Consider the following 26,076-nt stretch of genomic DNA (forward strand, 5'->3'; position numbering starts at 1 on the left):
GAAACAATCTACTTTTTAGATGAATGGGGTGGAAATAGTGGAATTACGACAATTACGTTACTTTGTCGAGGTTGCGGAACGTGAACATATTTCTGAAGCAGCAGAGCATTTACATGTTGCCCAGTCTGCGATTAGCCGACAAATTGCCAATTTAGAGGAGGAGCTCGGGGCGTCACTTTTTGAACGTGTCGGACGTAACGTCAAACTGACACCAATTGGTAAAACATTTTTAGAACACAGCATTACCGCACTGAAGGCAATTGATTTTGCCGCCAAGCAAGTTGAAGAATATTTAGACCCAGCAAAAGGGACCATTAAAGTTGGCTTCCCTACAAGTTTAGCGAGCTATGTTTTACCTACTGTCATCTCTGCATTTAAGAAAGAATACCCGGATGTTTCATTCCATTTACGCCAAGGCTCTTATAAATATTTGATTGAAGCCGTGAAAAATCGCGAGCTTAATTTGGCATTACTTGGCCCATTACCACCAAAAGACGAGTCCATAAATACAACGGTGCTTTTTAGCGAAAGCATTCATGCCTTATTACCCGCAACACACCCATTAGCAAAGCAAGATTCAATTCATTTAATTGATTTAAAAAATGACAACTTTGTGCTGTTCCCAGAAGGATATATTTTACAAAAGGTTGCTGTCGATGCTTGTCGTTCAGCTGGCTTCGTTCCAACGATCACATCTGAGGGCGAGGATATGGATGCCTTGAAGGGTTTAGTTGCAGCGGGCATTGGTGTGACACTACTACCTGAAAGCTCACTGTATGATTCAACACCGCGTATGACAGTAAAGATGCCGATTGCAAGTCCGACAATCCGCAGAACCGTGGGCATTATCGCACCAACAACACGCGATTTGGCTCCATCTGAACAGGTTTTCGTTGACTTTGTTTCAAAATTCTATTCCCGTCTGTCGAGATTTCAATAATGAGAAAAAGCCATTTTCCAAACAAACTGGAAAATGGCTTTTTGTATAAATATTACTCTCCATCAACTGGAACTACTGAGCCGCCCCACTCTTCTACGATGAAGTCTTGGATTTCTTGAGAATGTAATGCTTCAACTAATGCTTTGATTTCTTCTGAATTCTCGTCACCTGATTGAACAGCAATAATGTTCACGTATGGTGAATCACCAGACTCGATTGCGATTGCATCTTCTAATGGGTTAATACCGTTGTCGATTGCGAAGTTTGAGTTAATTAATACCGCATCGCCTTCTCCATTTTTATACATTTGTACTAACATTTCTGGCGCTAAATCATAATCAAACACAAAGTTTTTTGGATTTTCAGCAATGTCTTTAATTTCCGCTGCTGTTTTGTCGATTCCTTCTGCTAGCTTGATTAACCCTTGTGCTTCAAGTAATGAAAGCATACGACCGTGGTCAGCTACAGAGTTAGATAAAAGAATTGTTGCGCCTTCAGGAAGCTCTTCTAAAGAGGCATATTTTTCAGAATAAATACCGATTGGCTCGATATGAATGCCACCAGCATTTGCGAAGTCATAGTTAAATTCTGCTTTTTGACCTTCAAAATACGGAATGTGTTGGAAATAGTTGGCGTCTAAATCACCAGATTCTAAGTCTTGATTTGGTAATACATAATCTTGGTAAGTTTCGATTTCTAATTCAATACCTTGCTTTTCTAAAATTGGTTGAACTTGTTCTAAAATAACTGCATGAGGTGTATTTGAAGCACCTACTACTAATGTCGTTGGCTCTGTTGCTCCACCATCTGTTTCTTTTTCTATTTCGCTACCTGTTGTTGATTTGTCATCTGTGCCACATGCTGCTAACGCAAGGACAGAAGCCCCTAAAAGTACTGAAGATAATAATTTTTTCATCATTTTTCCCTCTATTCTTTATTTTTTGTCGCCATCACTTAACGGAACATTCCTTAGATTCTGACTCTTCGTTCTACAAAGGCATCTCATAAAAGAGATGCTTGTCCGAAAAAGAGCTGGCTAATATAATTATGGACACTTTGCCATGAACTATCGTTTATCAACTTTTGTTGTAATGTTATCACCAATAAATTGAATGATAAATACTACGATTAAAATAATGATGGTTGCCATGAAGGTAACATCTGTACGGTTACGTGAGAAGCCATCAAGGAAGGCTAAGTTCCCTAAACCGCCTGCACCAATAATGCCGGCCATTGCTGTATACCCTACAAGTGCTACTGCTGTTACCGTAATTCCTGAAATCAGAGCAGGTAAGCTTTCTGGAATTAATACTTTCCAAATAATTGTTGATGTTTTTGCACCCATTGAACGAGCGGCTTCAATGACGCCTTTATCAATTTCACGCAATGCGATTAATACCATACGCGCGTAAAACGGTGCGGCCCCAATAATTAAAGCCGGTAATGCCGCATTGGCACCACGAATTGTACCGAGTAAAAATTTTGTGAATGGAATTAATAAAATGATGAGCACAATAAACGGAATCGAACGGAAAATATTAACGATTGATCCCGTTAAAAAGTGAACAATTTTATTGGCCCATAGCTGATTGTCACTCGTTAAAAATAGGACAATCCCGATTAAAATACCCAATACGAATGTAACTGCTGTTGCGATTGTTGTCATATACAAGGTTTCGTATGTGGCTTCGAGCATCTTGTCCCAATCGACATTCGGAAATAATTGATTAATCATGCTCAATCACCTCCATTTGGATTTCATGCTGTTTTAAAAATTGGAGTGCCTGCTGGATTTGCTGCTTGTCCCCATCAATGTGGACAAATAATGTACCCAGTGAACCACCCGTTGTCGTTGAAATTTTGCCATGCACAATATTAATAATCACATCAAATTGCTTAATAATTTGGGAAATGACCGGCTGCTCTGTTGTCGCGCCTGCAAACGTTAATTTTACGATTTTCCCTGATGGATAATTCGTTAAAATTTGTTCGAGTGATGCTTGTGTTTCCTGTGTTTCCCCAGCCGCTTGCGATACGAAGTTTTTCGTAATCGGTGCTTGAGGATGTTGGAACACTTGCAGTACATCCCCTTGCTCTACCACTTTCCCTGCTTCCATTACTGCGACACGGTTACAAATTTTACGAATGACATGCATTTCATGAGTAATAAGCACGATTGTTAAACCAATTTGCTTATTAATGTCTAATAATAAATCTAAAATCGATTCCGTTGTTTCTGGATCGAGTGCTGACGTTGCTTCGTCACAAAGCAATACTTCAGGATTATTGGCAAGTGCACGGGCAATACCGACACGCTGCTTTTGACCACCTGATAATTGTGACGGGTATGCTTTTCCGCGTCCCTTTAAACCAACTAGCTCAATAAGTTCCTCTACGCGCTGTGCACGCTTGTCTTTTGGGACACCTGCAATTTCAAGTGGAAACGCAATGTTTTCCTCAACTGTGCGTGACCAAAGTAAATTAAAGTGCTGGAAAATCATACTAATCTTTTGGCGCGCGGCACGTAATTCATTGCCTGAAGCTTTGGCAATATCCTGCCCGTTAACAATGACCGAACCTGTTGTCGGCTTTTCTAAACCGTTTAATAAGCGAATCATTGTACTTTTACCAGCTCCACTGTAGCCGATAATACCGTATATTTCGCCTTTATGAATCGATAAGCTTACATCATTGACAGCGGTTAAATCGCCGTTCTTTGTTTTGTAAACTTTCGTGATGTTTTGTATCTCAATCATCGCTTGAACTCCTTTACATGAAATAACCTACTCGTTATGTTCAATAATTACTTTTGTAGTTGTTCGCATCTTCGAACAAACAAAAAACCTTTCTACCACGACAAGTAGAAAGGTTTCGCAAATTTATACGTTGAACCGTTCTCTCATCTTTCAAAGTTTAACACTTTGTGTGAATTGGCACCTTTGCATAATTGCTGGTTGCCGGGTTTCATAGGGCACTTCCCTCCACCTCTCTCTATAAGAGTAACGCTATTAAGTTTGTTTTGTATGAATGTTACTTTAACACGCGATAACAGGTTCGTCAATTATTTTTTTAATATTTCATACAAGTATGGTACGGATTGAAATGCATAGATTTTTTCCTGTATTTGCCCCTTATTAGAAACTAATAAGCAAGGAACACTTTCGATTTTTAAATCATACGCTAATTCTTCTAAATAATTGATATTTGCCATTCCTATCGGTAAATCTGGGAGTAATTTCTCAATTACTTTTAGTATTCTTTTAGCCACATCGCATGTTCCACACATGGGCGTATAGATAAAAAATGCACTTTGCTCATGTTGTTGCACATTTTGCTCCCACTGCTCTCTTGTCCATTGCTCCATCGTCATGTCATTCCTATCTTACTAAAAATTTAGCCTGCTGTAATAGATCCCGTAATATAACGGTCGGAGTTTTTTCAACCTCAATATACTGTTGCGGAATAATAAATTGTTGCGCTTCTGGATATGCCCGATTCATGAGCTTACGCAATTTTTCTCCATTTTTATCTGCATCAAAAAATGTCACGATTTCATCATGCTCGTATGCTTCTAATAAATCAATTAAATCGACTTCACTAATTGTGCCATTTGTGCAAAGAATCGTTACTTCCTCAGCTAAAATCGGCTGGATTCTCAGCTTATCTGCCCGTCCTTCTACTACGATACATTTTCTCATGAAAGCACCCCTATCATTTTATAACCAAAAAACGCCAAAACCTAAACATATTAGGTTTTGACGTTGGAATATTATTGCTCGATTAATGCAGCGTAAGCGTCTGCGTCCATTAATGCTTCAACTTCTGCTTCATTAGAAAGCTCAATTGTGATCATCCATGCTGTACCATATGGAGATTCATTAACGAATTCAGGGCTATCTGATAATTCTTCGTTTACTGCAACAACTGTACCTGACACAGGTGCGTAAAGTTCAGAAACTGTTTTTACTGATTCAACACTACCGAATGGTTGATCTATAGCAATTTCGTCGCCTACTTCTGGTAGCTCAACGAAAACGATGTCGCCTAATTCAGATTGTGCGAAGTCTGTAATACCGATTGTTGCTTTATTGCCTTCAACTTTTACCCATTCGTGCTCTTTCGTATAGCGTAATTCTTTTGGTGTGCTCATGAGAAAACCTCCAAGTAATATGTAGTACATTCAACTTCATTTTGCCATAATTCGTTCGGAAATTCAACGACATTCAACGTTTATTTCCAAGTTTCCAAGAAGTCAGACTCCTTAAATCCTAATGTTAATTTTTTACCATCTGTTACAAGCGGACGTTTAATTAACATACCATCTGATGCTAAAAGCGCCAATTGCTCTTCTTCTGACATTGTCGGTAATTTATCTTTTAATTCTAATTCACGGTATTTCATGCCTGATGTATTAAAAAATTTCTTTAATGGCAGCCCACTCGCTTCATAATATGCCTTAAGTTGTTCTTTAGAAGGCGTTTGTTCAACGATGTGAATAGCTTCGTAGGCAATACCGTTTTCATCCAACCATTTTTGTGCTTTTTTACACGTTGTACATTTTGGATAGTGAATAAATTGAATTGTCATTTTTTTTGCTCCCCTAGTATAGTTCAATTTTTTCTATTGTAATCGAAAAATAAGAACAAATCGAGCGAAATTCGATTAATAGTAAGTGGACATCCATTAACAATGAATAAAATAAGTGCAGTGTGCATTCTTATTGGCGGGCTACGGCATGACAGCATTATGGCCACGTGGTACGTGTCCATACTACTGCCTTTAATGCCGCATGCAAGGCCCGCCAAACTAAAATATGACATTCTAATAAAATGAAAAGCGCTCAATGCTGCCGCTAGCGCTTTCGCGAGGCGGCGGTGTTAGATAAAATATGGTGCTGTTTCAATAGGGTAATTTTGTTCAAAATTTATCTCTTTGAATAAAATAATCTACTATGATTGTGTTATGGTAAAACCTTTTTAGGCTAAAGTTGACCTTATTAACATTATTTCGTTTGATTCACTATAATCTTTTCAAAACCTTTGCCATTAAAACCACTCTTAGCTTTATAACATAGTGACGCGGAGGGGGCTCAAGCGTGCGCGGAAAATTAGGTTGCTCCTGTCGCTGCCGCTTTCGTCGCAAAGCTTTTATTCAAAAGCTTTGAAGCCACGCCTCCCGTAGCGTAGCAGAACGAATTTTAGTAGAAAAACACACTTAATTTAAAATCTTGTATTGAAAAACGCTCATTTCCAGTCATTATGTGGATCGCATTATTAATAAATTTCTGTATAAGTCTATGTGACATTTTTGATTAGTTCAAAGCAGTTAGCTCTTCGTCGTATTCATTGGTTCATATTGAATATTTTTCTTAATTTTGCTTAAGTCTCGGTCAATTTTATTGATTAACTTATGTAATCCCTCATTTTCAGTGGCTGTAAAGGTTTCGCCTCTTTGTTTGCTGATGACAATGGTTTGATTAATTAGCCTCAAACAGGTCTTGATAAGAGCTAAATCTGCTTTAATCGCTTCTTTGTTGATTATATCGATTTCTTCCATACTTATCGCCCCTTCCCCTTACCTATCTATTCTTCATCAATCAGTAAATTCCTTCCAGAAAAAATACTATCAGCAGTCATGGCTGGTTATCCAAATTAAAACGAGATGTGGGACGCCACATCTCGTTTTTGTTTATATTGACCGATTAAACGATGTATTTTTCCGCTTCGATTAATTTTACTGAAGCTTCGCGTTTTTTCGGAATTAAGTTGTATGGATTGTTGCGCGTTAATTTACGTAATGCTGAAAGAATCATACGTGCATCATCACCTTCAACCGATGCGATTAATGTTTCTTTTGCTTCTTTTTCGATTTCAGCAAATGCTTCTTGGCAGAAAATTTGCGTGTATAGAATTTTTTGCGCTGCTTTTTCTTCACCGTCACGAGCAATCGCTTTTTGCGTACGGATTACTGCTGATTCCATTGCGTATAGTTGGTTTGCAATGTTTGCGATGTTTACAAGGATTTCTTGTTCTGCATCTAATTTTGCTCCGAAGCGCTGAGCGGCTGCACCTGCTGCAAGTACCGCAATTTTTTTGGCGTTTTTCACTAAATATAGCTCTTGTGCTAATGCTTCTGTGCCGATTTCCTCTGGCATTAACATTAATAGCTCATTTTGTAGCTCTTGTGCTACTTGTAATAATGGTAGCTCGCCTTTTAATGCTTTTTTCATAAATGTACCCGGCACAATCATACGGTTGATTTCGTTTGTGCCTTCGAAAATACGGTTAATACGAGAGTCACGGTAAATGCGCTCTACCTCGTACTCTGCCATAAAGCCGTAGCCACCGTGTAATTGCACAGCTTCATCTGCTACATAATCTAATGTTTCGGAGCCAAATACTTTTGCGATCGAGCATTCAATTGCATACTCTGCAATAGCACCAGCGATTACTTTGCCGTCTTTTTGCTCTGCTTCAGATAATTGGCTTAAACGATCCTCGAAATAACCCACTGTACGATAGTTTAATGATTCAGATGCATAAATATGAGACGCCATTGTTGCAATTTTTTCTTTTGTTAAGTTGAAATCAGACAGCTTTGTTTTGAATTGTTGACGTTGGTTTGTATAAGCAACTGCAAGCTCAAATGCACGTTTTGAAGCACCTACAGTACCTACTCCTAATTTATAGCGTCCGATATTTAAGATGTTGAATGCGATGACGTGACCACGGCCAATCTCACCTAATACGTTTTCCACTGGTACTTGTGCATCTTCTAAAATTAACGTACGTGTAGAAGATGATTTGATACCCATTTTCTTTTCTTCTGGACCTACAGAAACGCCTGCATATGCACGTTCTACAATAAAGGCTGTAAATTTATCGCCGTCGATTTTCGCGTAAACAACAAATACATCTGCAAAGCCCGCGTTTGTAATCCATTGCTTTTCACCATTTAAGATGTAATGTGTGCCTGCTTCGTTTAACTTCGCTGTTGTTTTTGCACCTAATGCATCTGAACCTGAACCCGGCTCTGTTAATGCATAAGCAGCGATTAATTCACCAGACGCTAACTTCGGTAAGTATTGTGTTTTTTGCTCATGATTCCCGAATAATACGATTGGTAAAGAACCGATCCCAACATGTGCACCATGCGTAATCGAGAAACCACCCGCTGGCGACATTTTTTCAGCGATTAATGCTGAAGAAATTTTATCTAAGCCTAAGCCCTCGTATTCTTCTGGTACATCCGCTGCTAATAAGCCTAGCTCACCCGCTGTTTTTAAAAGGCGTACCGAATGCTCGAACTCATGGTGCTCTAAGTTTTCAACTACTGGTAAAACTTCTGTATTTACATAGTCTTGCGTTGTTTGCGCAATCATTTTTTGCTCGTCAGTGAAGTCCTCTGGTGTAATAACGCGATCGATTTCTACGTCCTCGATTAAGAAGCCGCCACCTCTAATGATGTTTGTTGTTTGTTCCATAATGAATTCCTCCCTAGTTTCCTTTATGAATTTCCCTTTAGTTTTCGTTCTGCTTACAGTACTTCAAACACGCCTGCTGCACCCATACCGCCGCCGATACACATTGTTACGACACCGTATTTTCCGCCACGACGTTTTAATTCATTAATGAGCTTAATCGATAGAATAGCCCCTGTAGCTCCAAGTGGATGGCCAAGAGCAATTGCGCCACCGTTTACGTTTACTTTGTCGATGTCGATGCCGAGCTCACGTACAACTTGAATCGATTGTGAGGCGAATGCTTCGTTAATTTCCCATAAATCAACTTGATCCTGTGTAATGCCTGCGATTTCTAACGCTTTTGGTACGGCTACGATTGGACCAATTCCCATTACTTCCGGTGGTACCCCGCCTACCGCAAAGCCTAGGAATTTCGCAAGTGGCTTCATGCCTTGTTTTTCTGCCTCTTCACGATCCATGACCAGTACTGCTGCCGCGCCATCTGATGTTTGTGAAGCATTACCAGCTGTTACCGAGCCTTTGACATTGAATGCTGGGCGTAATTTCGCTAAGCCTTCAACCGATGTTCCTGGACGAACGCCCTCATCTGTATCGAAAACGATTTTCTTTTCTTGTAATTGATTATTTGCATCCACATAGTATTCAATCACTTCTACCGGTACGATTTCATCCTTGAATTTGCCTTCTTTAATCGCCTTTTCAGCTAATTCATGTGAGCGTACTGCGAAAGCATCTTGATCTTCACGGCTAACGCTGTAACGATTTGCTACTTCCTCTGCTGTATGACCCATGCCGATATAATACTGTGGCGCTTCTTCCGCTAGCTTTGGATTTAAGCGAACCGTATTTCCTGTCATTGGAATCATACTCATGGATTCTGTCCCACCTGCAACGATTGCTTTTGCATGGCCAAGCATAATACGCTCTGCTGCATAGGCAATTGTTTGTAAACCTGATGAACAGAAGCGGTTTACAGTTAATGCTGGTGTTGTATCTGGTAGACCTGCTAGCGCACCCACTAAGCGTGCCACGTTCATACCTTGCTCTGCTTCTGGCATCGCACATCCCATAATTAAATCATCAACCGGACCTTCATAGCCCGCACGTTTTAACGTTTCTTTTACTACTACTGCACCAAAATCATCTGGACGAGTATTAGCAAGTGTTCCTTTTTTTGCTCGACCAATTGGTGTTCGTGCACCTGCAACAATAACGGCTTCACGCATAATGATTTTTCCCCCTTGTGATGAGCTAGCAAGAATGATCTTGCTAGCGTAATAGTTTCATGAATCTATTATTAGTTACGTAATGGCTTTCCTTTTACTAGCATGTGCTGCATACGCATTTGTGATTTTTGGTCTGCAACTAGCTCTAGGAATGCTTGTTTTTCTAAGTTTAATAGGTATTCTTCTGTTACTTCTGTTCCATATGGCACTTTACCACCCGCGATTACATAGGCAAGCTTTTTCGCAATTTTTAAATCATGCTCTGAAATGAAACCTGAATCAAACATTCCTTGAGCGCCTAATAATAATGTTGCATAACCTGGTGCGCCGACTACTTTCACAGGCTTTTTCACAGGTGCTGTGTAGCCTGCATCCGCTAGTGCTAACGCTGCTTGTTTTGCATCATAAATTAAATGATCTGGGTTTACGGAAACGCCATCTGCAAAGTCTAGGAAGTTGTTTTCACGCGCTTCCTCGCCTGATGTTGAAACTTTGGCCATCGCAACGGTTTCAAATACTTTGTTGGCGATATGTTGGTAGTCTACTTCAACGCCATTTGGTAAGCCTTTAATGAACTTTTCATAAAGTCCGATATTACCGCCACCACCTGGGATTAAACCAACACCTACTTCAACAAGACCTAAATACGTTTCAGCCGATGCTTGGATATGTGCAGCAGGTAAACATACTTCTGCACCACCACCTAAAGCCATTTGGAATGGGGCTGCAACGACTGGCTTTGCAGCATATTTAATACGTCGCATTGCTTGTTGGAATGACTTGATTACAAAATCAAGCTCGAAAATATTATCATCTTGTGCTTCCATTAAAATCATCGCAAGGTTGGCTCCTACACAGAAGTTTTTACCTTGGTTACCAATCACAAGCCCTTTATAGTTTTTCTCTACCTCATCAATCGCATAGTTAATCATTTGTATAATATCTAAGCCGATTGCATTTGATTTTGAGTGGAATTCAAGTAAGGCAATGCCATCCCCTAAATCAATTAGACTTGCACCTGAATTAGATTTAATGACGCCATGCTTTTTCTTGTAGCGCTTCAAGTCAATTGCTTTTTCATTTACCGGTACTTTTACGTACTCAGTGCCGTTGTAGTATGCTAGGTCGCCGTCAATTTCTGAATAGAAGGTTGTAAGGCCCTTATCTAGTAATCCTGTAACAAATGCAGGAATCTCATAGCCTTCTTCTTTCATTTTTTCGACTGACTTTTCTACGCCGATTGCATCCCACATTTCAAATGGACCCTGTGCCCAGCCAAAGCCCCATTTCATCGCGTTATCGATGGCTACGATATCGTCTGCAATTTCACCCATTAGCTGCGCTGAGTAAATTAATGTTGGTGCAAATGAATGCCATAATAATTCGCCTACACGGTCTTTTGCGTAAATTAATGTTTTTAATTTGCCACCCGGGCCCTTAGCTTGCTTTGCCATTTCAAGTGATGGTGCTACAAGCTTTTTCGTTGGCTCGTATTCAAAGGTTGATAAGTTTAGCTCTAAAATGTTTTTGCCCTCTTTTTTGAAGAAGCCCTGACCTGATTTCGCACCTAACCAACCATTTGCAATCATCTTATTTAAGATTGGTGATTCATCAAATATTTGCTGTTCCGCGCCTGTTGTTTGGTCGTATACATTTTTTGACACATGTGCAAATGTATCTAAACCAACTACATCTAGCGTACGGAATGTTGCCGATTTTGGACGGCCAATAATTGGGCCTGTTACTGAATCCACTTCACCTACTGAGTAGTTGCGTGCGATCATTTCATTCATCGTCACGATTAACCCGTACGTACCGATTCGGTTGGCGATGAAGTTTGGTGTATCTTTGGCAATTACGACCCCTTTACCAAGGACATCTTCACCGTATGTTTGCATGAACTCGACTACTTCTGGCTTTGTCGTAGTTGACGGAATAACCTCTAATAATTTTAAATAGCGTGGTGGGTTGAAGAAATGTGTGCCCAGGAAGTGTGCTTGGAAATCTTCCGAACGACCTTCTGCCATCGCGTTAATGCTTACCCCTGATGTATTGGATGAAACGATTGTGCCTGGTTTACGAATGGCATCAATCTTTTCGAATAACCCTTTTTTAATGTCTAATTTTTCTACGATAACTTCGATGATCCAATCCACATTTTTTAATTTGTCAAAATCATCATCAAAGTTCCCCGGTGTAATTAAGGCTAGATTTTTTTTCGCTGAAAGTGGTGCTGGCTTTTGCTTTACTAATTTTTGCATAGCCGAATTTACAAAACGATTTTTTACCGCCTTTGAATCAAGTGTTAAACCCTTTGCCTCTTCTTCCTTCGTCAGCTCGTTAGGTGCGATATCTAATAATAATGTAGGAATACCGATATTTGCTAAATGTGCTGCAATACCTGAACCCATAACCCCTGAACCTAAAACCGCTACTTTTTGAATGTTGTAAGACACGAGCACTTCCCCCTTCTTCCTTTGAATGAACAATCATTCATTTTGAGATGAAAAAAAAACTTCAAACAGCTTTTCTGTTCTTAGTGTAGATTATTTTGACAATTTGCGCAATAATTTTCTCGTAAATTTATATAAAATTATTATTCTTAAATTTTTTTGATTGTTTGTCTATGTTTCAAAGTTCAATTACTTTTCGTAATCGACTGGTTTCGTGTACAATGGCATAAAGGAGCGTGAATATAATGCAAGAAATTACAACAATTGAACAGTTTACTGAATTAACAACTACAGACAAAGCGGTTATCGTGAAGTTTTTCGCTGGCTGGTGCCCGGACTGCACACGTATGGATATGTTTATCGATCCAATTATTGAAGAATACAACCAATATGACTGGTACTCACTAAACCGTGATAACTTCCCCGATTTAGCAGAGAAATATCAAGTCATGGGTATTCCATCATTATTAATCTTCAAAAACGGTGAAAAATTAGCTCACTTACATAGTGCTAATGCAAAATCACCTGCACAAGTTGAAGAATTCTTAAACGCACAAGCGTAATAAAGGACGAACGAGGCATGCAGTAGCTTCGTTCGTTTTTTTTATGGGAATAAAACGAAAAGCCTACCCCAAAATTTTAGGTAGGCTTCGTTTTGAGTTGGTGGTCTGGGACAATTCCCTTCCCGTTTTATCTGTGCGTTGTTGAGATAGTGATGTGCAGGGTTATTTGCGACTTTAGAATTTTATTTGCGATTTCGCGTGGATATTTGCGATTTTCACAGTTTATTTGCGAAATTTTTGAGTTATTTGCGATTTTTAAAATATATTTGCGAACTCCCAAAAACCCCCACCATTTCCCCAGTAAAATCATATACAACCCCAGCTTACGGTAAATCCTCAAACTTCACAGATGTCGTATATTCAATCCCCTTTTCATCCTGCAAGATGCGTGGTGCGGTGCGTGTTAATGTCCAGCTAAAGCCGTCATCCCCGGTAATGAAATACTGATCCCCCTCTGTTTCGATTTGGATATTGGTATAGGTTTTTTCGACTAATTCGAATGTATTTGTTCTCCCCCTATAATAAATCGTATCCCCATCAAAAATATACATTAGTTGATCATTATAACGGTTCGTTAACGACATATTCTTCAAATGCTCCGGCTTGGCTTCGAGCAGATTGATTGTGCGGTAATCCGTTAGCCTATCAGCCGAGGTAAATTCATAATACGTAGAAATTTGTCTCAAATCTTCAGTATACTTCACAAGTAAATGCTGACCAATTGCTTCCGTATGATAAAATGCCGAGGAATTAGTAAGATCTGCATGCTCAAAAACATTGGCATACATCAGCTGCCCTTGCTCAATGGTAATGACTTTTGGCTCGTCACCACCAAATAAAAAGGTTGGCGCCTCATGATAATCTGTCGAATACAGCGTCACTCCTGGATATTTAAGCTGCCCTGTTACCAGTTGATACTCTCCTGTTTGATTATGATAAATAAAGGTTGTTTCGAGCGTTTTACTATCAATCAAATAATATCGGCCATCTCCGCCAAAATTAAATTGTGTTGGTTCATTACTGACAATATTCAAATCAAAGCGCTCGCCACTTGGTGTTTCAAATACTCGCCAAATGCCAGCGTCTGTCGGAATTTGATAGAGGGTATGGTCATTATTCGTTTGGATTTCCGCTTCACGCAGATCAAGTTCTAAATTTAAAATGATGGGTGCATTTGGCGCTACTCGATATTCAAAGACAAACTCTTTCGGAAGCGCTACATCCTCTACATAACGCTCCAGCGGCTGTAACATATCAAGCTCGATTTTTTCAGTTTTTTTATGAATAACGAGCGTATCTAAAAATGCTGCTCCATTTAAATCTGGGAGCTTCATAACAATGGTCATTTGCTCCTTCTCGTCAATTGTTCGCATCACCTGAAGTTGCTTCGTTAAATCATAATTATTATAGCGAGAAAGCACATCTTCACTATCCATGACGGTCATTTTAGTTAACTCTTCACTGTCCCTTTGTAATATTGCACTATAAAATTCTGAAACAAGGCGCTGGTATTTTTCAGTTAAATTGGGTGCTTCAACATCCACAGCAGATTGTTCGTTTTGCTGTGGTGTAAAATACAGCACCGCCCCAATCGCAAGCATCATGACGACTACAAGTGCTGGCTGCAAAAATGGGATCGGCTTTTTACGACGGTTTTTGCCATGCAACACCTTTTGCACAAAGGCTTCATTCATCATTGGTTCCTTACTAATCGTTTCATCAATAGCTTTTTTCATTTGAGAACTCGTCATCCCACGCACCTCCTTCTAGCGTTTGCTTTAGTTTTTCTCGTCCGCGCCTTAGCCTTGTTTTCACCGTATTATCTGAACAAGCGAGCAAGTCCGCAATTTCTTCAATTTTTAGCTCTTTATAATAGTATAAAATAATGGCTTCTCGGTACTTCATCGGCAAATTGAGCACAGCCTCACCTAATAAACGATTTTCGGTTAAAACGAGTACTTCCTGCTCTGCAGATTTCGTTCCTTTAAAAATTTGCTGAATTTTTTCTATAAGAATGGTATTTTTGTAGCTCCAACTGCGTAAGTAATCATAGCTACGATTTATGGTCATGCGGAATAAATACGTACGGTAACTGGCTTCTCCACGAAATTTTTCCTGCTGCTCAAAGGCTTTCAGTAGCACATCCTGTACGATATCTTCTGCCGCCTGTTGATTTTTCACATATGTATAAGCAAGGCGCAGTAACTCTTCACCATGTGTTCGAATCAATTGCTCTAGCTGCATTGTGTCACCACCTTTCAATTCGTTAGCCGTTAGACGGAGTGCCCTTCGAAATAGTTTCAATTGGTTTAAATTTTTTTGTTCGGGTATATGATAACCTTATAATACTAGGGAGGTGCTTGTATGCGAGTACTACTAAATGTAAACGGACGGTCCCAATATAGTGCAGAGATTCGACCGGAGTTTCAAAACTCTGCATGCGGACCAACGACAGCGCATGTCATTTTAACTTATTTATGCCAAAAGAACGATGCCGTGCTCACACATGATATTAATGAATTGTATACATTGCTCGGTGGTACAAAAATTGGGCTTTTTAAATGGCGCATGATTCGTAATTTACGTAAGCTGCTTGGCGAGAATTGGTGTGTGGAGGAATGCACCTTAACACAGGCCATCGAGCAACTACGCGAAGGCAATCCTGTGGCGATGCGCTTTGATGTTTATTTTTCAGGGCAGTTTTTATCCAAACATAAGCCGCTTTATAACTACCATTGGGTACCCCTCATTGGCTACGAAATTAAAGACAGCGAACTATACTTGACAATTCATGATAATGGAGGTCGCAATCGCGATAGCCAAGTGCGCTCCTTTAAATATGATGACAATCGTAAAGTATTAAACTTCATCAAAGTCGCACCAAAACAGCGTTAGCTCTCTAGCTAGCGCTGTTTTTTTAATATGAATTTTTTATGATGACGTGTTAACTTCTGAGACATATAATCATTTTCAAAAAACCACCATTCCCTCTGATGTAAATGCCGTGATAATTCATCAAATTGTATAACTACTCAATTTATGGCAATACTTCATGCTAAGAGGACTAATAACCTTCTATTATCATTTACTAGAGAAAAAGTGCGAGGAAATCCCTATGAAATCAATTGGTAAAATTAGTGTCCTTCATATTGTTTTTTTATCGATGACAGTGATAGGCTTGAAAAATCATGTGACGATCATTCCTTCATTATTAAACGGCGCTGGACGTGATTCATGGATGTCGGTCATTTTAGCTGCGCTCATCACAATTCCATGGCTATTCATCATTATTTATATTCAAAAGCAGCTTCAATCTGATTCCGTTCGTATGCGTCTGCTTGAAAATTACCCGAGAATTGGCAATGTCATCATCTATATCATTGTTTTTTACTTATTATTAATGGCAGCCTTCACGATGCGCGAAACATTACAATGGGTGTCAACAACTTTCTTGATTGAAACACCAGTTCTCCTGCTATTTTTCTTCTTTTCAATTGTTTGTATTTTATTAGCCGTATCTTCTGTATACAGTCTTACAATGGCCAATGTCATTGTTCTATTTGGTGTCGTTATTTTTGGTTTTTTCGTTGCCTTTGTCAATATGCAAATAAAAGACTATAAATTATTACTGCCATTTTTTGAGCATGGCTTTACGCCAATAATTAAAACGATACTGTATCCCGTTTCTGGCTATTTTGAACTACTCTTACTTTTATTTATTCAGCAGCATTTCAAGAAAAAATTAAACTTTAAGCATTTACTCATTATACTTTTCATTCTTCTTGGCTTAACGATTGGTCCATTGGTAGGGGCCATTACAGAATTTGGTCCAACAGAGGCTGCCAAACAACGCTATCCCGCATTTGAAGAATGGCGGATCGCAAAAATTGGTAGCTTTATTTCGCATATGGATTTCTTTTCAATATACCAATGGCTAACAGGTACGTTTATACGCGTTGGCTTTTTGCTATTTATTTCAATTGAACTACTCGGGATGACAGGTCAAAAAAAGCGGATTTGGGAAACTGTTGCACCCGCGTTTATTTTTTTATCATTGCCACTGTTTTTAATAAATGACAGTATATTTATCGAAATTAAAGGGAAGTATTTTTTAGTAAGTACATCTTTGTTCTTTTTCATTTTAGCATTTTTATTCCTGTTCCTTTTACGAAAGAGATCAAACAATAAGGTGGATCGCCATGCATCAAATTGATACAAACTCGTTAAAAGAGCAATTTAAACATTGTCAGGATATTCACTTTCAAACGTATTTATTTCAAGCAACTAATGTAACCCTTATCACTTGTGAGGCAATGATAGACAAGTATTCACTAAATGAAATTATTGTACCGAGACTTCAAACAATTTGTAGTGACCCAGATACGCAGTTAACAGAGGATTTACTATTACAAAATTTATATCTCCCTGATTTACAACAAATTACAGATTTAAATGATGCGGTATCAAATGTATTTGGAGGCTTTGTCCTCATCTATGTGGAAAAGCTCCAAACCCTATTTGCAAGTAATATTGAAAAAAAACCAAATCGAAGCCCAGAAGAAACTAAATTAGAAGTTCAAATAAAAGGGCCTCGAGACAACTTTATTGAAGATTTAGCTACTAATATTGCGCTCATTCGTAAGCGACTCCCTACGAATTCACTAGCAGTAGAAAAGCTAACGATTGGGGAACGCTCGAAAACGAAATTGGCTATTCTTTATTTTCAAGATATCGCGGATTTAGCAATATTAAAGGAAATCAAACAGGATTTGCAATCTGTTCACACGGATGTGCTATTAAGCAGCGAGTCGCTAATGGAGCGTTTTCATAAACAATCGTATTTTGTACCCCTTAACGATACAACAGGGCGTCCAGATTTTGCAGTTATGTCACTTTCAGCGGGACGTTTCGTCATTCTTGTTGATGGTGTATCTTATGCGGTCATTACACCGATTAATTTATTAATGCTCTTAAAAGCCGGTGAAGATATCGATTATCCTGCAGTAACAACCTCTATCGAACGAGTGCTGCGAATTTTTAGTATTCTCATTGCTTTACTTTTACCTGCTTTTTGGCTTGCGTTAACGACCTTTCATCAAGAGCAAATCCCGTTTCCATTGCTTGCTACAATCGTTCAAGCGAATACTGGATTACCGCTCCCTTCAGCTATTGAAATGCTTGGTATGTTGTTCATGTTTGAGTTGTTTCGAGAAGCTGGGTTGCGCCTCCCTAGTGTACTTGGTGGGTCAATTAGTGTCGTTGGGGGACTTATTATTGGAGATGCCGCAATACGATCAGGTATAACAAGCCCTGCGATGATTGTTGTCATTGCGATTTCAACCATTGCAACCTTTACACTTGTCAATCAATCGCTTGTCACAACGGTCAGTATGATACGAGTTTGCTTTATTATCGCAACTTCTATTTTTGGTTTATTTGGCTTATTTTTATCAATTTATTTAGTTATTCTTTATTTAGCGAATTTGCGCGTTTACGGTGTGCCTTATCTCAACTTTACCGCAAATTTATCTTGGGCAAACTTAAAAGTATCTTTATTCCGTCCACCGTTAAAATTTTATAAAAAGCGTACAGACATGAACACGCTTCAAGATAAAACGAAGGAGGGGGACTCTTGAAAAAGTTACTCCTCCTCCCATTTATCCTTTTACTTTCTGGGTGCTGGGATACTAATCAGCCTGAGCGAATGTATTATCTGTATAGTATCGGAATTGATTTTCAGGATGATGAATATATTATGTATGCACAAATTATCGATTTTACAAATATCGCCAAATCCGAACAACCAAATCCTGAAGCAACTCAAACAGAGGTTGGTATTGCTAGAGGTCGCACATTTAATGAGGTTTTTTTTAATTTATATAAGACGATGGATGAACGATTATTTTTAGGTCAGTTGGAATATGTTGTATTTTCTGAAGATGCTATCAAAGCACATAAAGGCAGCGCCATTGTCAATTCCTTTATTCGCTATCGAGAATTGCGTTATAAAACCTGGACCTATATTACGGACGAACCATTAGAAGAAATTATGCTTGCAACTCCCATTCTAAATAAGGCCATCACCTTATCAAAGGTAGCCGACCCTACTAGTTTATTCGGTCAATCTTCTTTAATTCAGCCTATCAGCTTTCGAGAAATTTTGATTAATGTGGATGAACCAAGTCATTCGGCCATCATTCCATTTCTTGAACTAAGTGATAACTGGTCAACAGAAAAAGGGGCAGATAGTGTATATTCGATTAAATCTGTTTCTTTAGTAAACTCAAAGGACGGATATTTGGGACGATTAACAGGTGATGATGTTCGAGGGCTTCAATGGATGACAGATAAGACCAAAAGGGGAAATATTACAATTGAAATGGAGGGTTTTGCCGAGAAGTATGTAACAAATATCGTCGAAACGGTAAAACCGACAATTCGCCCTATTATTAATGATGATTCGGTCCATTTTGAAATCGATGTAAAATGCGTTGTGAAAGGGATTGAATCTTTGAATAACGCACTTATGGCGGAATCCAAGAAAAAAATGGAGGAAGAAATAAAAAAGGAAATTGAAACGACCTATTTAGCCGCATTAAAGCTGAACGTGGATGTTTTCCGTCTATCCGAGGTTGTTTATCGAAAGCATAATAAAGCGTGGAAGAAATTCCATATAGACGGCACTGTACCACTAAATGAAAATTCAATTCGCTCCATTAACGTAGAAATTGTCAAAATGAATGGGGAACGTGTTATATCAGATAATATTCAACAAGGACATGGGCAGTAACTATAAACAGCAAAACATACAGCGCTCACTTATATAGTAGCGCTGTATGCTTGTTCTGTATTACCTTACTTTAATGATCTCGCATGCTTGGCAATTAAACGATAGCCTTTTTGTTCCACAGAATTAAATAACTCCGGTGTATATGCTTGTAAACGTAATGCATCCAGCTCGGCTTCAATTGGCGCTGCGCAATTAATCGTTGCCAGTTGATGTGATAAGTGGAGCATGTCTTTATTTTCACTGATTTTAATTCGTTGACCTGGCTTTAATGTTGGTAAAGCTTGTAGCACGCCATCAATCGAGCCGTGATTTTGAATTAATTGTAGTGCGGTTTTCGGACCAATCCCCTTAACGCCTGGATAGCCATCACTTGTATCACCCATAAATGCCTTCACTTCGGCAAATTGCTTTGGTGCTATGCCGTATTCCTCAACAAAGCGCGTCTCTGTATACACATCGTATTCTGAGTATCCCTTTTTCGTAAAAGCAATTGTAGTTGTTGGATTTAGTAGCTGCAGCAAATCACGGTCACCACTAATAACGGTAATTTGTGCCTCGTCCTTCCATTTTTCAATCATAGATCCGATTAAATCATCGGCTTCTAAACCCTTTGTCCCGAAATTTTGCCAGCCAATCATGTCGGATACTTCCTTAGCCATATCAAATTGTGGCAGCATTTCTTCTGGGGGTGCTGGGCGATTTGCCTTGTAACCATCGAATAAATCATTGCGGAATGTATGTGCCCCCATATCCCAGCAAACAGCTAAATGCGTTGGTTTCATTAAGTTTTGTGCGGTTAATACATGACGCGCAAAGCCCTGTACCCCGTTTGACGGTGTGCCATCATCTAAGCGAATAAATTGCTTCATCGCAGCCGATGCAAAAAATGAACGGAATAAAAGTGCCATACCATCAACGATTAATAAATGCGGTTTTGTCATAACAATACTTCCTCTCAAACTTGTCGACTCTCATTATAGCAAAACCGCATGTCGAAAAGCGCTCATGAACACTTATTTAGTCGCATGGTAATAAGTAGTCGATGATTCGATTCACATCCGCGCTAAAAATACGATCTTCCCTCATGCTTGGTACAATTTTACGGATTTGCTCCCATTTTTCACGTAGCTTTGGTGACATCTGTTCGACCCCACGATATTCTACAGCTTGTGCAGCACAAAATGCTTCAATCGCCAATACATTGCGGACATTTCCGATAATCATACGCGCATGTCGTGAGCCCGTAGTTCCCATGCTCACATGGTCCTCCTGATTAGCTGAAGATGGAATCGAATCAACCGATGCGGGATGTGCAAGTGTTTTATTTTCCGATACTAGGCTGGCTGCGCTATATTGTAAAATCATCGCGCCAGATTCTAATCCAGGTTTGGCACTTAAAAATGCCGGTAACCCCTCGTTTAACTGTGGATTCACTAAACGCTCAATGCGACGCTCTGAAACATTTGCCAATTCCGCAACACCAATTTTTAAAAAATCCATCGCGAAGGCAATCGGTTGTCCGTGGAAATTCCCACCTGAAATAACAAGGTTGCCCTCTTCAAAAATTAATGGATTATCCGTTGCTGCATTCATTTCAAGCTCTAGCTTTTCTTTGACGTAATTTAGTACTTGCCAGCTCGCTCCATGAATTTGAGGAATACAGCGCAGCGAATATGGATCTTGTACACGCTTATCCCCTTGATGCGTAATCAGCGCACTACCTTCTAGCCAATGACGCATACGCATAGCAACATCCATTTGCTCTTGCATCCCACGCGCTTCGTGAACAGCCGGGTGAAAGGCATCAATAATACCGTACAATGCCTCCATCGTCATCGCCGAAATCCATTCGCTCGCGTATGCTAGCTTTTCGGCCTCAATATAGTTAACAATCCCCTGTGCCGTCATTGCCTGTGTTCCATTAATAAGCGCTAGACCTTCCTTTGCTTGTAGCTCAATTTTCGGAAGGCCTCGTTGCTCAAATACTTCCTTCGCTGGTCGACGCTCTCCTTGAACAAACACTTCTCCCTCGCCAATTAATGCCAGCACTAAATGCGAAAGCGGCGCTAAATCACCTGATGCGCCAAGCGAGCCTTGCTGTGGAATAACTGGGATCACATCCTCATTAATCATATAGCAAAGTCGCTCAAGTACTTCTAGACGAATGCCTGAAAACCCCTTTAGCAATGCATTCAAGCGTAATACCATCATGGCTTTTGCAACATATAGTGGAAATGGCTCACCAAATCCACAGGCATGAGACCGGATTAAGTTTAACTGCAATTTACTGACTTCTTTCTCTACAATTTTAACATCGCTAAACTTACCAAAGCCTGTATTAATACCGTACACTGTTTTATCTTGCTGCACAATTCGTTCGACAGCTTCACGGCTTTTGGCCACTTTCTGTTTGGCATCATCGACAATTGCTACTTTTTGATTCCCATATAAAATACTCGCCATTTGTTCGATTGTTAAATTTTTACCGTTTAATTGAATCATATGACACCATCCTTTGTGATTTTTCAAAATCATTATCCCTTTGAATTTATTATTCTACAAATAACAGTTTATTTCCACCTATTTTTGTGTGAAAACGCATTTTCTCTCTAAAATTCAAGTTTTACATGTTTAACGTCAGCATTTTCACTTCATTCCACTTTTATGCTAATAAACCATTTCTCTAGTGATTTAGTATTCTATTATAGTAAAGTATTTTTTACAAGATAAAAAAGAGACCCGAAAAATCGAGTCTCTACAAAATTGTTATTTTGTTCGCTTCATATCCCGAATCGCCTGGATTGATAAACGCACAAGTAAGATCGCACATAAAAATAAACCGAGATAAGCAGCCGTATTTAAATAAACCGCATAGGCAGTATGAATAAACTGCGAAATTGCGAGTAATGCAACTGAAATAATACCGAATGTAATGCCCACAAGCAATAGCACAAGACGTGAAAATAGCTGCGTCACAAACATCGCATTCGTTTTATCCGAAAAGATATCGTGGTGCAGAATGATTTTGCCGCTTTCTGCTTTTTTAATCATTTGGTCAATTCGACGCGGGATCTTACGAATATTCGGTAACAGCAGTGCAAGCTCTTCTTCAATAAATTGCTTTGTTTCTTTTGGTTGCTTAAACGGTTTTGCTAGGCTCGCCTTTAAATAGTCATTGGAAAAATCTTTAATCTCTCTAAAAATTTCAAAGCGAGGGTCAATGGTTGATAATGTTCCGTCCAGTGTAACAATTGCGCGTAAAGCAACACTGACTGCTGGATAGAAATGCAGACCAAAATCACGTGCAACCGAGAAAATAGAATAAATAAGCTCGTCCGTTTCGATATGTGACACATAGCTAATTCTAAGTAAAATTTGGCTAATGGCCTGCTCCATTTCTTGACGATTTGCTGCTTCCCCATTTTCCACAAGCAGGTTAATGCCATCCACAACGAGCGCGGCATCCGTCTGGTGAATCCCTACTAAAAAATATTTAAGACCATCCTGCTGCTGTATGGCTAAACGACCGACTGCACCGTAATCTAGCATCGCCACACGACCCGTTTCCTCTTCCATATAAATATTTCCCGGATGTGGATCGGCATGAAATATACCAGAAACAAGTGCCTGTTCTAAAAAGGCATAAAGCAATGTTTGGGCAAATTCATGACGATTGGCATCATGTTCCTTAAATAATACATGTGCCGCATTGACGGATTGTCCTTTAATATATTCCATAATGAGCACATTTTTATTACTATAGCGCGAAAAAACTCGGGGCACTTTTACATTGATCTCACCCTTCTGCACAATGAGCGCCATTTGCTCCATATTGCGTGCTTCAATATTAAAATCGATTTCCTCACTAAGCGCTAAGCTAAATCCTTTTGCCAAATCATAAAAGCCTAAGTTTTCAGCCCAACTAGATTTACTCGATATCCAGCTTGCAAACTCCATTAAAATTGATAAGTCCTCATGCATAATATGCTTTACTTCTGGACGAAGCATCTTCACAACAACAGGCTCATTCGTTTCTTTCAAAACAGCCTTATGCACCTGACCAATAGATGCTGAAGCTAATGGTTTTTTGCTGAAGTAGGAAAAAATTTGATCTACTTCTTGCCCGAAATTATCCTGTAAAATTTGCTCTACTTGTTGTTCTGTTAATGGCTTTACTTGCTGCTGAAGCTTTTCTAATTCTTCTATAAAAATTGGCGATAAAAGCTCTTTTCTTGTAGAAAGGACTTGCCCAAATTTGATGAATACCCCGCCACATTGTTCCAGTGTGTCACGTAAAGCCTTCGCTAACTCACGCTCATCCTCACGAGAACGTGCATACTTTACTGTCCGTGTAACACCGTTTTTTACAGCGACACTGACTACTTCACGCAAACGCTTTTGACGCTTCCAATACGTAATGATTGTTTTAACATAGGAGCGTCTACCAACCGGTGTTCCATTTTCATTTAACTCAATTGAATCAAATAATTCAAAAAACAAGTACAATAGCATTGAAATGAGTAACATACTACCAAGCCACAGCAAAGTCGCACTATTGACTACATTCGATACGATATTGAAATCATAGTAATCCGAACCTCGCAAATACGTATACCAAAAAACAAAGGTTGTAAAAACAACGCTTACAATTACAGATAGTACTCGCTTCACGAGACTAACTTGCGACCCTATTAAGCGTCCACTAATAAAGAAGATTAAAATGCTCGCACCTACTAATTGAATGACGGCTGAAAAAATATTCAACAAGCTCGCCCCCCTTAGTTCATCTTAATATGTACCTGAATAACTACATTCCCTTTTAACGCTTTACTAATCATACAGGTTTCTTCTGCTTTATATGCATAGCGCTCTGCCAGCTTTTGTGTACGCTCCGATCGATCATTTAGCGTGATAGATACATAGTGGTGAATTTCCTGATAGGTAAAGACGCCATTTGTCACATCCACGATACCCTCTGATTTTAATGCTAATTCAGCATCGATTTCACTGCGTTCATACATAGCTGCAAGCGTAATAATATAGCATGTTGCTGCTGCACCAAGCAACATTTCATCAGGATTTGTCCCGATTCCTGGTCCGTCCATTTCTGGTGGGATAGAAATTTGTGTTTGTAGGCGTTGTGTCGATAAGTTGCCTACTGAATTACGCCCCTGTGGCCAATCAATATGTAAAGTAAATGTATGCTTTGTCATTGGAGAATCACTCTTTTCCATTTTCTTTTACTATAACATTTTTTTAGCAGCAGGATGCCTATCCTGACTAGAAGCAAATGAAAAACGCAATCTCCGTATTACAGGAAATTGCGTTTTATATTCATTACCAAACGTTCTCTTTATACTTTTTGTAATAATTCACCTGACGTATGAACATATAGAACTTGCGCTTTAAATGCTTGTCTTGCTTATAGAATAACGGATTGACCATTTTCTTTTCTTTTAATAAGCGCGCGATATCTGCCTGAACGGCTGGATCGGCTACGAAGTTTTTCAGGACAATTTTCGGAACAACTGAAAATAGCATATCTCCATTTAAATACGTACACGGCTTTTCTTTATTATAGATTAAATCATCAACAAAATAGCGCGCCATATTATGTCCCATCGCGGTTACATAATAACTTGAACGGCCTTGACGAATATTGACTTCAAATACTTTGAACTTGCCATCACGCTCATCGAATTTTAAATCAAAGTTGCCGAAGCCACGGTAATTTAACGCCTCTAAAAAGTTGCGCAGCTTGGTCATAAGCTCTTCATTATAGCGTGTAATTAGTGCGGTATAGTTCCCAATAGCGGTTTTCGTGTGCTCCTGTAACACCACTTGTGCAAACGATACAAGCTGTGTTTCTCCTTTTGAGCTTACGTAAACAACGGAATCCCACATTGCCGTATCTTCCCCAGGGATATAGTCTTGAATGATTAATGTATCGGCATAGCCACTGTTTTTAATCATTGTTACTACATTGTTGAGCTCTGTAAGATTTTCGACTTTAAATACTTTTGCCTGTCCTTCAAATGGATGACGACTGTATTCAATCCCATTACTAGGCTTAATGATGACTGGATACATCATCTCCTTTGTAAACTCACCATCTGTTTGACAGTTATAAAAAACAGTCGTTGGAATGTCAATCCCGTGTTGCTCACATAGCTTATAAAAGTTTTCCTTAAACTGGATCTCATTCATTAAGTCTTCTTCGATGTAGTTAAATACGAAGTAATCCTTTAATATAGCACGGTTTTCTATGATGAGACGCACATATAAATCGTTTGTTCCGATTAGAATTAACTTCTCGGCTGCTTCTTCATATTTTTTGGCAACACTAATTAAAATTTTAGCGAATTGTGCTGGATCAGCTAGCTTTTTATCGTATTCAATTGCACGAGGAATTGTACTTAAATTGGTGAATGGTAAAACACCCTTCCCTACTAACACAGGCTGGATTTTATATTCTTCATGGAATGAAATCGCCATATTGTATGCATTTATATCTGTACCTACGATAATTGGTAAAAATGGTTGTCGGCTCATAACATTTAGTTCCTCTCAACTTTGTTCATGTAAACTTATCTTTTTTACTTATTTATCATACACCACTCG

At 39.1% G+C, this 26,076-nt stretch carries 24 protein-coding genes and 1 riboswitch; of the genes, 6 read left to right on the top strand and 18 right to left on the bottom strand.

The features are described 5' to 3' along the window. The first annotated feature begins 37 nt into the window (after positions 1-37). Positions 38-940 carry a LysR family transcriptional regulator gene (locus MKX47_RS15245; protein ID WP_340775787.1) on the top strand — a complete coding sequence of 301 codons (903 nt, stop codon included), beginning with the start codon at positions 38-40 and terminating at the stop codon, positions 938-940. A 52-nt stretch (positions 941-992) separates the two neighbouring features. Here MKX47_RS15245 and MKX47_RS15250 read toward each other — a convergent pair whose 3' ends face one another. From MKX47_RS15250 to MKX47_RS15300, 11 genes are all read right to left on the bottom strand, one after another. Beyond that, the gene (locus MKX47_RS15250) at positions 993-1,856 is read right to left on the bottom strand and encodes a MetQ/NlpA family ABC transporter substrate-binding protein (RefSeq protein ID WP_340775789.1); all 864 of its coding nucleotides are present in this window, start codon (positions 1,854-1,856) and stop codon (positions 993-995) included. A 150-nt stretch (positions 1,857-2,006) separates the two neighbouring features. Then, complete coding sequence (locus tag MKX47_RS15255; protein WP_340775791.1) at positions 2,007-2,675, bottom strand: methionine ABC transporter permease; 669 nt, start codon at positions 2,673-2,675, stop codon at positions 2,007-2,009. Then, entirely contained in the window at positions 2,668-3,696 is a 1,029-nt protein-coding gene (locus MKX47_RS15260) for a methionine ABC transporter ATP-binding protein (protein WP_340775794.1), read from the bottom strand. Before MKX47_RS15260 ends, MKX47_RS15255 begins: the two co-directional genes overlap by 8 nt. 140 nt (positions 3,697-3,836) lie before the next feature. Further along, a riboswitch (SAM riboswitch) is annotated at positions 3,837-3,940 on the bottom strand. A gap of 61 nt (positions 3,941-4,001) precedes the next feature. Beyond that, a complete protein-coding gene (locus MKX47_RS15265; RefSeq protein ID WP_340775795.1) occupies positions 4,002-4,304 on the bottom strand; it encodes a thioredoxin family protein in 303 nt (100 codons plus the stop codon). Positions 4,305-4,317: 13 nt separating this feature from the next. Next, positions 4,318-4,638 carry a toprim domain-containing protein gene (locus tag MKX47_RS15270; RefSeq protein WP_340775798.1) on the bottom strand — a complete coding sequence of 107 codons (321 nt, stop codon included), beginning with the start codon at positions 4,636-4,638 and terminating at the stop codon, positions 4,318-4,320. Positions 4,639-4,709: 71 nt separating this feature from the next. Continuing rightward, complete coding sequence (gcvH, locus tag MKX47_RS15275; protein ID WP_340775801.1) at positions 4,710-5,090, bottom strand: glycine cleavage system protein GcvH; 381 nt, start codon at positions 5,088-5,090, stop codon at positions 4,710-4,712. An 80-nt stretch (positions 5,091-5,170) separates the two neighbouring features. After that, a complete protein-coding gene (locus MKX47_RS15280) occupies positions 5,171-5,527 on the bottom strand; it encodes an arsenate reductase family protein (RefSeq protein ID WP_340775803.1) in 357 nt (118 codons plus the stop codon). A gap of 738 nt (positions 5,528-6,265) precedes the next feature. Then, entirely contained in the window at positions 6,266-6,496 is a 231-nt protein-coding gene (locus tag MKX47_RS15285; protein WP_340775805.1) for a phosphoglycerate mutase, read from the bottom strand. 145 nt (positions 6,497-6,641) lie between these two features. Beyond that, positions 6,642-8,423, bottom strand: a complete 1,782-nt coding sequence (locus MKX47_RS15290; RefSeq protein ID WP_340775807.1) for an acyl-CoA dehydrogenase family protein — start codon at positions 8,421-8,423, stop codon at positions 6,642-6,644. A 53-nt stretch (positions 8,424-8,476) separates the two neighbouring features. Further along, positions 8,477-9,649, bottom strand: coding sequence for an acetyl-CoA C-acetyltransferase (locus tag MKX47_RS15295; protein ID WP_340775809.1), 1,173 nt, complete (start codon positions 9,647-9,649; stop codon positions 8,477-8,479). 71 nt (positions 9,650-9,720) lie between these two features. Beyond that, positions 9,721-12,105: a 3-hydroxyacyl-CoA dehydrogenase/enoyl-CoA hydratase family protein gene (locus MKX47_RS15300; protein WP_340775811.1), complete on the bottom strand. Its 2,385-nt coding sequence runs from the start codon at positions 12,103-12,105 to the stop codon at positions 9,721-9,723. A 242-nt stretch (positions 12,106-12,347) separates the two neighbouring features. Here MKX47_RS15300 and MKX47_RS15305 point away from each other — a divergent pair, with 242 nt between their 5' ends. After that, positions 12,348-12,665 carry a thioredoxin family protein gene (locus MKX47_RS15305; protein WP_340775814.1) on the top strand — a complete coding sequence of 106 codons (318 nt, stop codon included), beginning with the start codon at positions 12,348-12,350 and terminating at the stop codon, positions 12,663-12,665. Positions 12,666-12,988: 323 nt separating this feature from the next. Here MKX47_RS15305 and MKX47_RS15310 read toward each other — a convergent pair whose 3' ends face one another. Then, positions 12,989-14,416: a hypothetical protein gene (locus MKX47_RS15310; RefSeq protein WP_340775817.1), complete on the bottom strand. Its 1,428-nt coding sequence runs from the start codon at positions 14,414-14,416 to the stop codon at positions 12,989-12,991. Continuing rightward, positions 14,385-14,909, bottom strand: coding sequence for a sigma-70 family RNA polymerase sigma factor (locus MKX47_RS15315; RefSeq protein ID WP_340775820.1), 525 nt, complete (start codon positions 14,907-14,909; stop codon positions 14,385-14,387). Before MKX47_RS15315 ends, MKX47_RS15310 begins: the two co-directional genes overlap by 32 nt. A gap of 120 nt (positions 14,910-15,029) precedes the next feature. Here MKX47_RS15315 and MKX47_RS15320 point away from each other — a divergent pair, with 120 nt between their 5' ends. From MKX47_RS15320 to MKX47_RS15335, 4 genes are all read left to right on the top strand, one after another. After that, positions 15,030-15,560 (top strand): C39 family peptidase, encoded by a 531-nt coding sequence (locus tag MKX47_RS15320; RefSeq protein WP_340775823.1) that lies wholly within the window; start codon positions 15,030-15,032, stop codon positions 15,558-15,560. Positions 15,561-15,780: 220 nt separating this feature from the next. After that, entirely contained in the window at positions 15,781-16,878 is a 1,098-nt protein-coding gene (locus MKX47_RS15325; RefSeq protein ID WP_340775827.1) for an endospore germination permease, read from the top strand. Then, positions 16,865-18,301, top strand: coding sequence for a spore germination protein (locus MKX47_RS15330; RefSeq protein ID WP_340775830.1), 1,437 nt, complete (start codon positions 16,865-16,867; stop codon positions 18,299-18,301). The genes MKX47_RS15325 and MKX47_RS15330 overlap by 14 nt, the downstream gene beginning before the upstream one ends. After that, positions 18,298-19,455 carry a Ger(x)C family spore germination protein gene (locus tag MKX47_RS15335; RefSeq protein WP_340775833.1) on the top strand — a complete coding sequence of 386 codons (1,158 nt, stop codon included), beginning with the start codon at positions 18,298-18,300 and terminating at the stop codon, positions 19,453-19,455. Before MKX47_RS15330 ends, MKX47_RS15335 begins: the two co-directional genes overlap by 4 nt. Before the next feature lie 65 nt (positions 19,456-19,520). Here MKX47_RS15335 and MKX47_RS15340 read toward each other — a convergent pair whose 3' ends face one another. The 5 genes from MKX47_RS15340 to MKX47_RS15360 form a co-directional block, all read right to left on the bottom strand. Beyond that, complete coding sequence (locus tag MKX47_RS15340; protein WP_340775835.1) at positions 19,521-20,396, bottom strand: 5'-3' exonuclease; 876 nt, start codon at positions 20,394-20,396, stop codon at positions 19,521-19,523. A 76-nt stretch (positions 20,397-20,472) separates the two neighbouring features. After that, a complete protein-coding gene (gene hutH, locus MKX47_RS15345) occupies positions 20,473-21,957 on the bottom strand; it encodes a histidine ammonia-lyase (RefSeq protein WP_340775837.1) in 1,485 nt (494 codons plus the stop codon). A gap of 264 nt (positions 21,958-22,221) precedes the next feature. After that, complete coding sequence (locus MKX47_RS15350) at positions 22,222-24,219, bottom strand: ABC1 kinase family protein (protein WP_340775839.1); 1,998 nt, start codon at positions 24,217-24,219, stop codon at positions 22,222-22,224. A gap of 14 nt (positions 24,220-24,233) precedes the next feature. Further along, positions 24,234-24,668 carry an SACOL1771 family peroxiredoxin gene (locus MKX47_RS15355; protein WP_340775842.1) on the bottom strand — a complete coding sequence of 145 codons (435 nt, stop codon included), beginning with the start codon at positions 24,666-24,668 and terminating at the stop codon, positions 24,234-24,236. Positions 24,669-24,792: 124 nt separating this feature from the next. Further along, positions 24,793-26,007 (bottom strand): carboxylate--amine ligase, encoded by a 1,215-nt coding sequence (locus MKX47_RS15360; protein ID WP_340775844.1) that lies wholly within the window; start codon positions 26,005-26,007, stop codon positions 24,793-24,795. Between the last annotated feature and the right edge of the window lie 69 nt (positions 26,008-26,076).

The sequence above is a fragment of the Solibacillus sp. FSL R7-0668 genome (genome assembly GCF_038006205.1).
Lineage (GTDB): Bacteria > Bacillota > Bacilli > Bacillales_A > Planococcaceae > Solibacillus.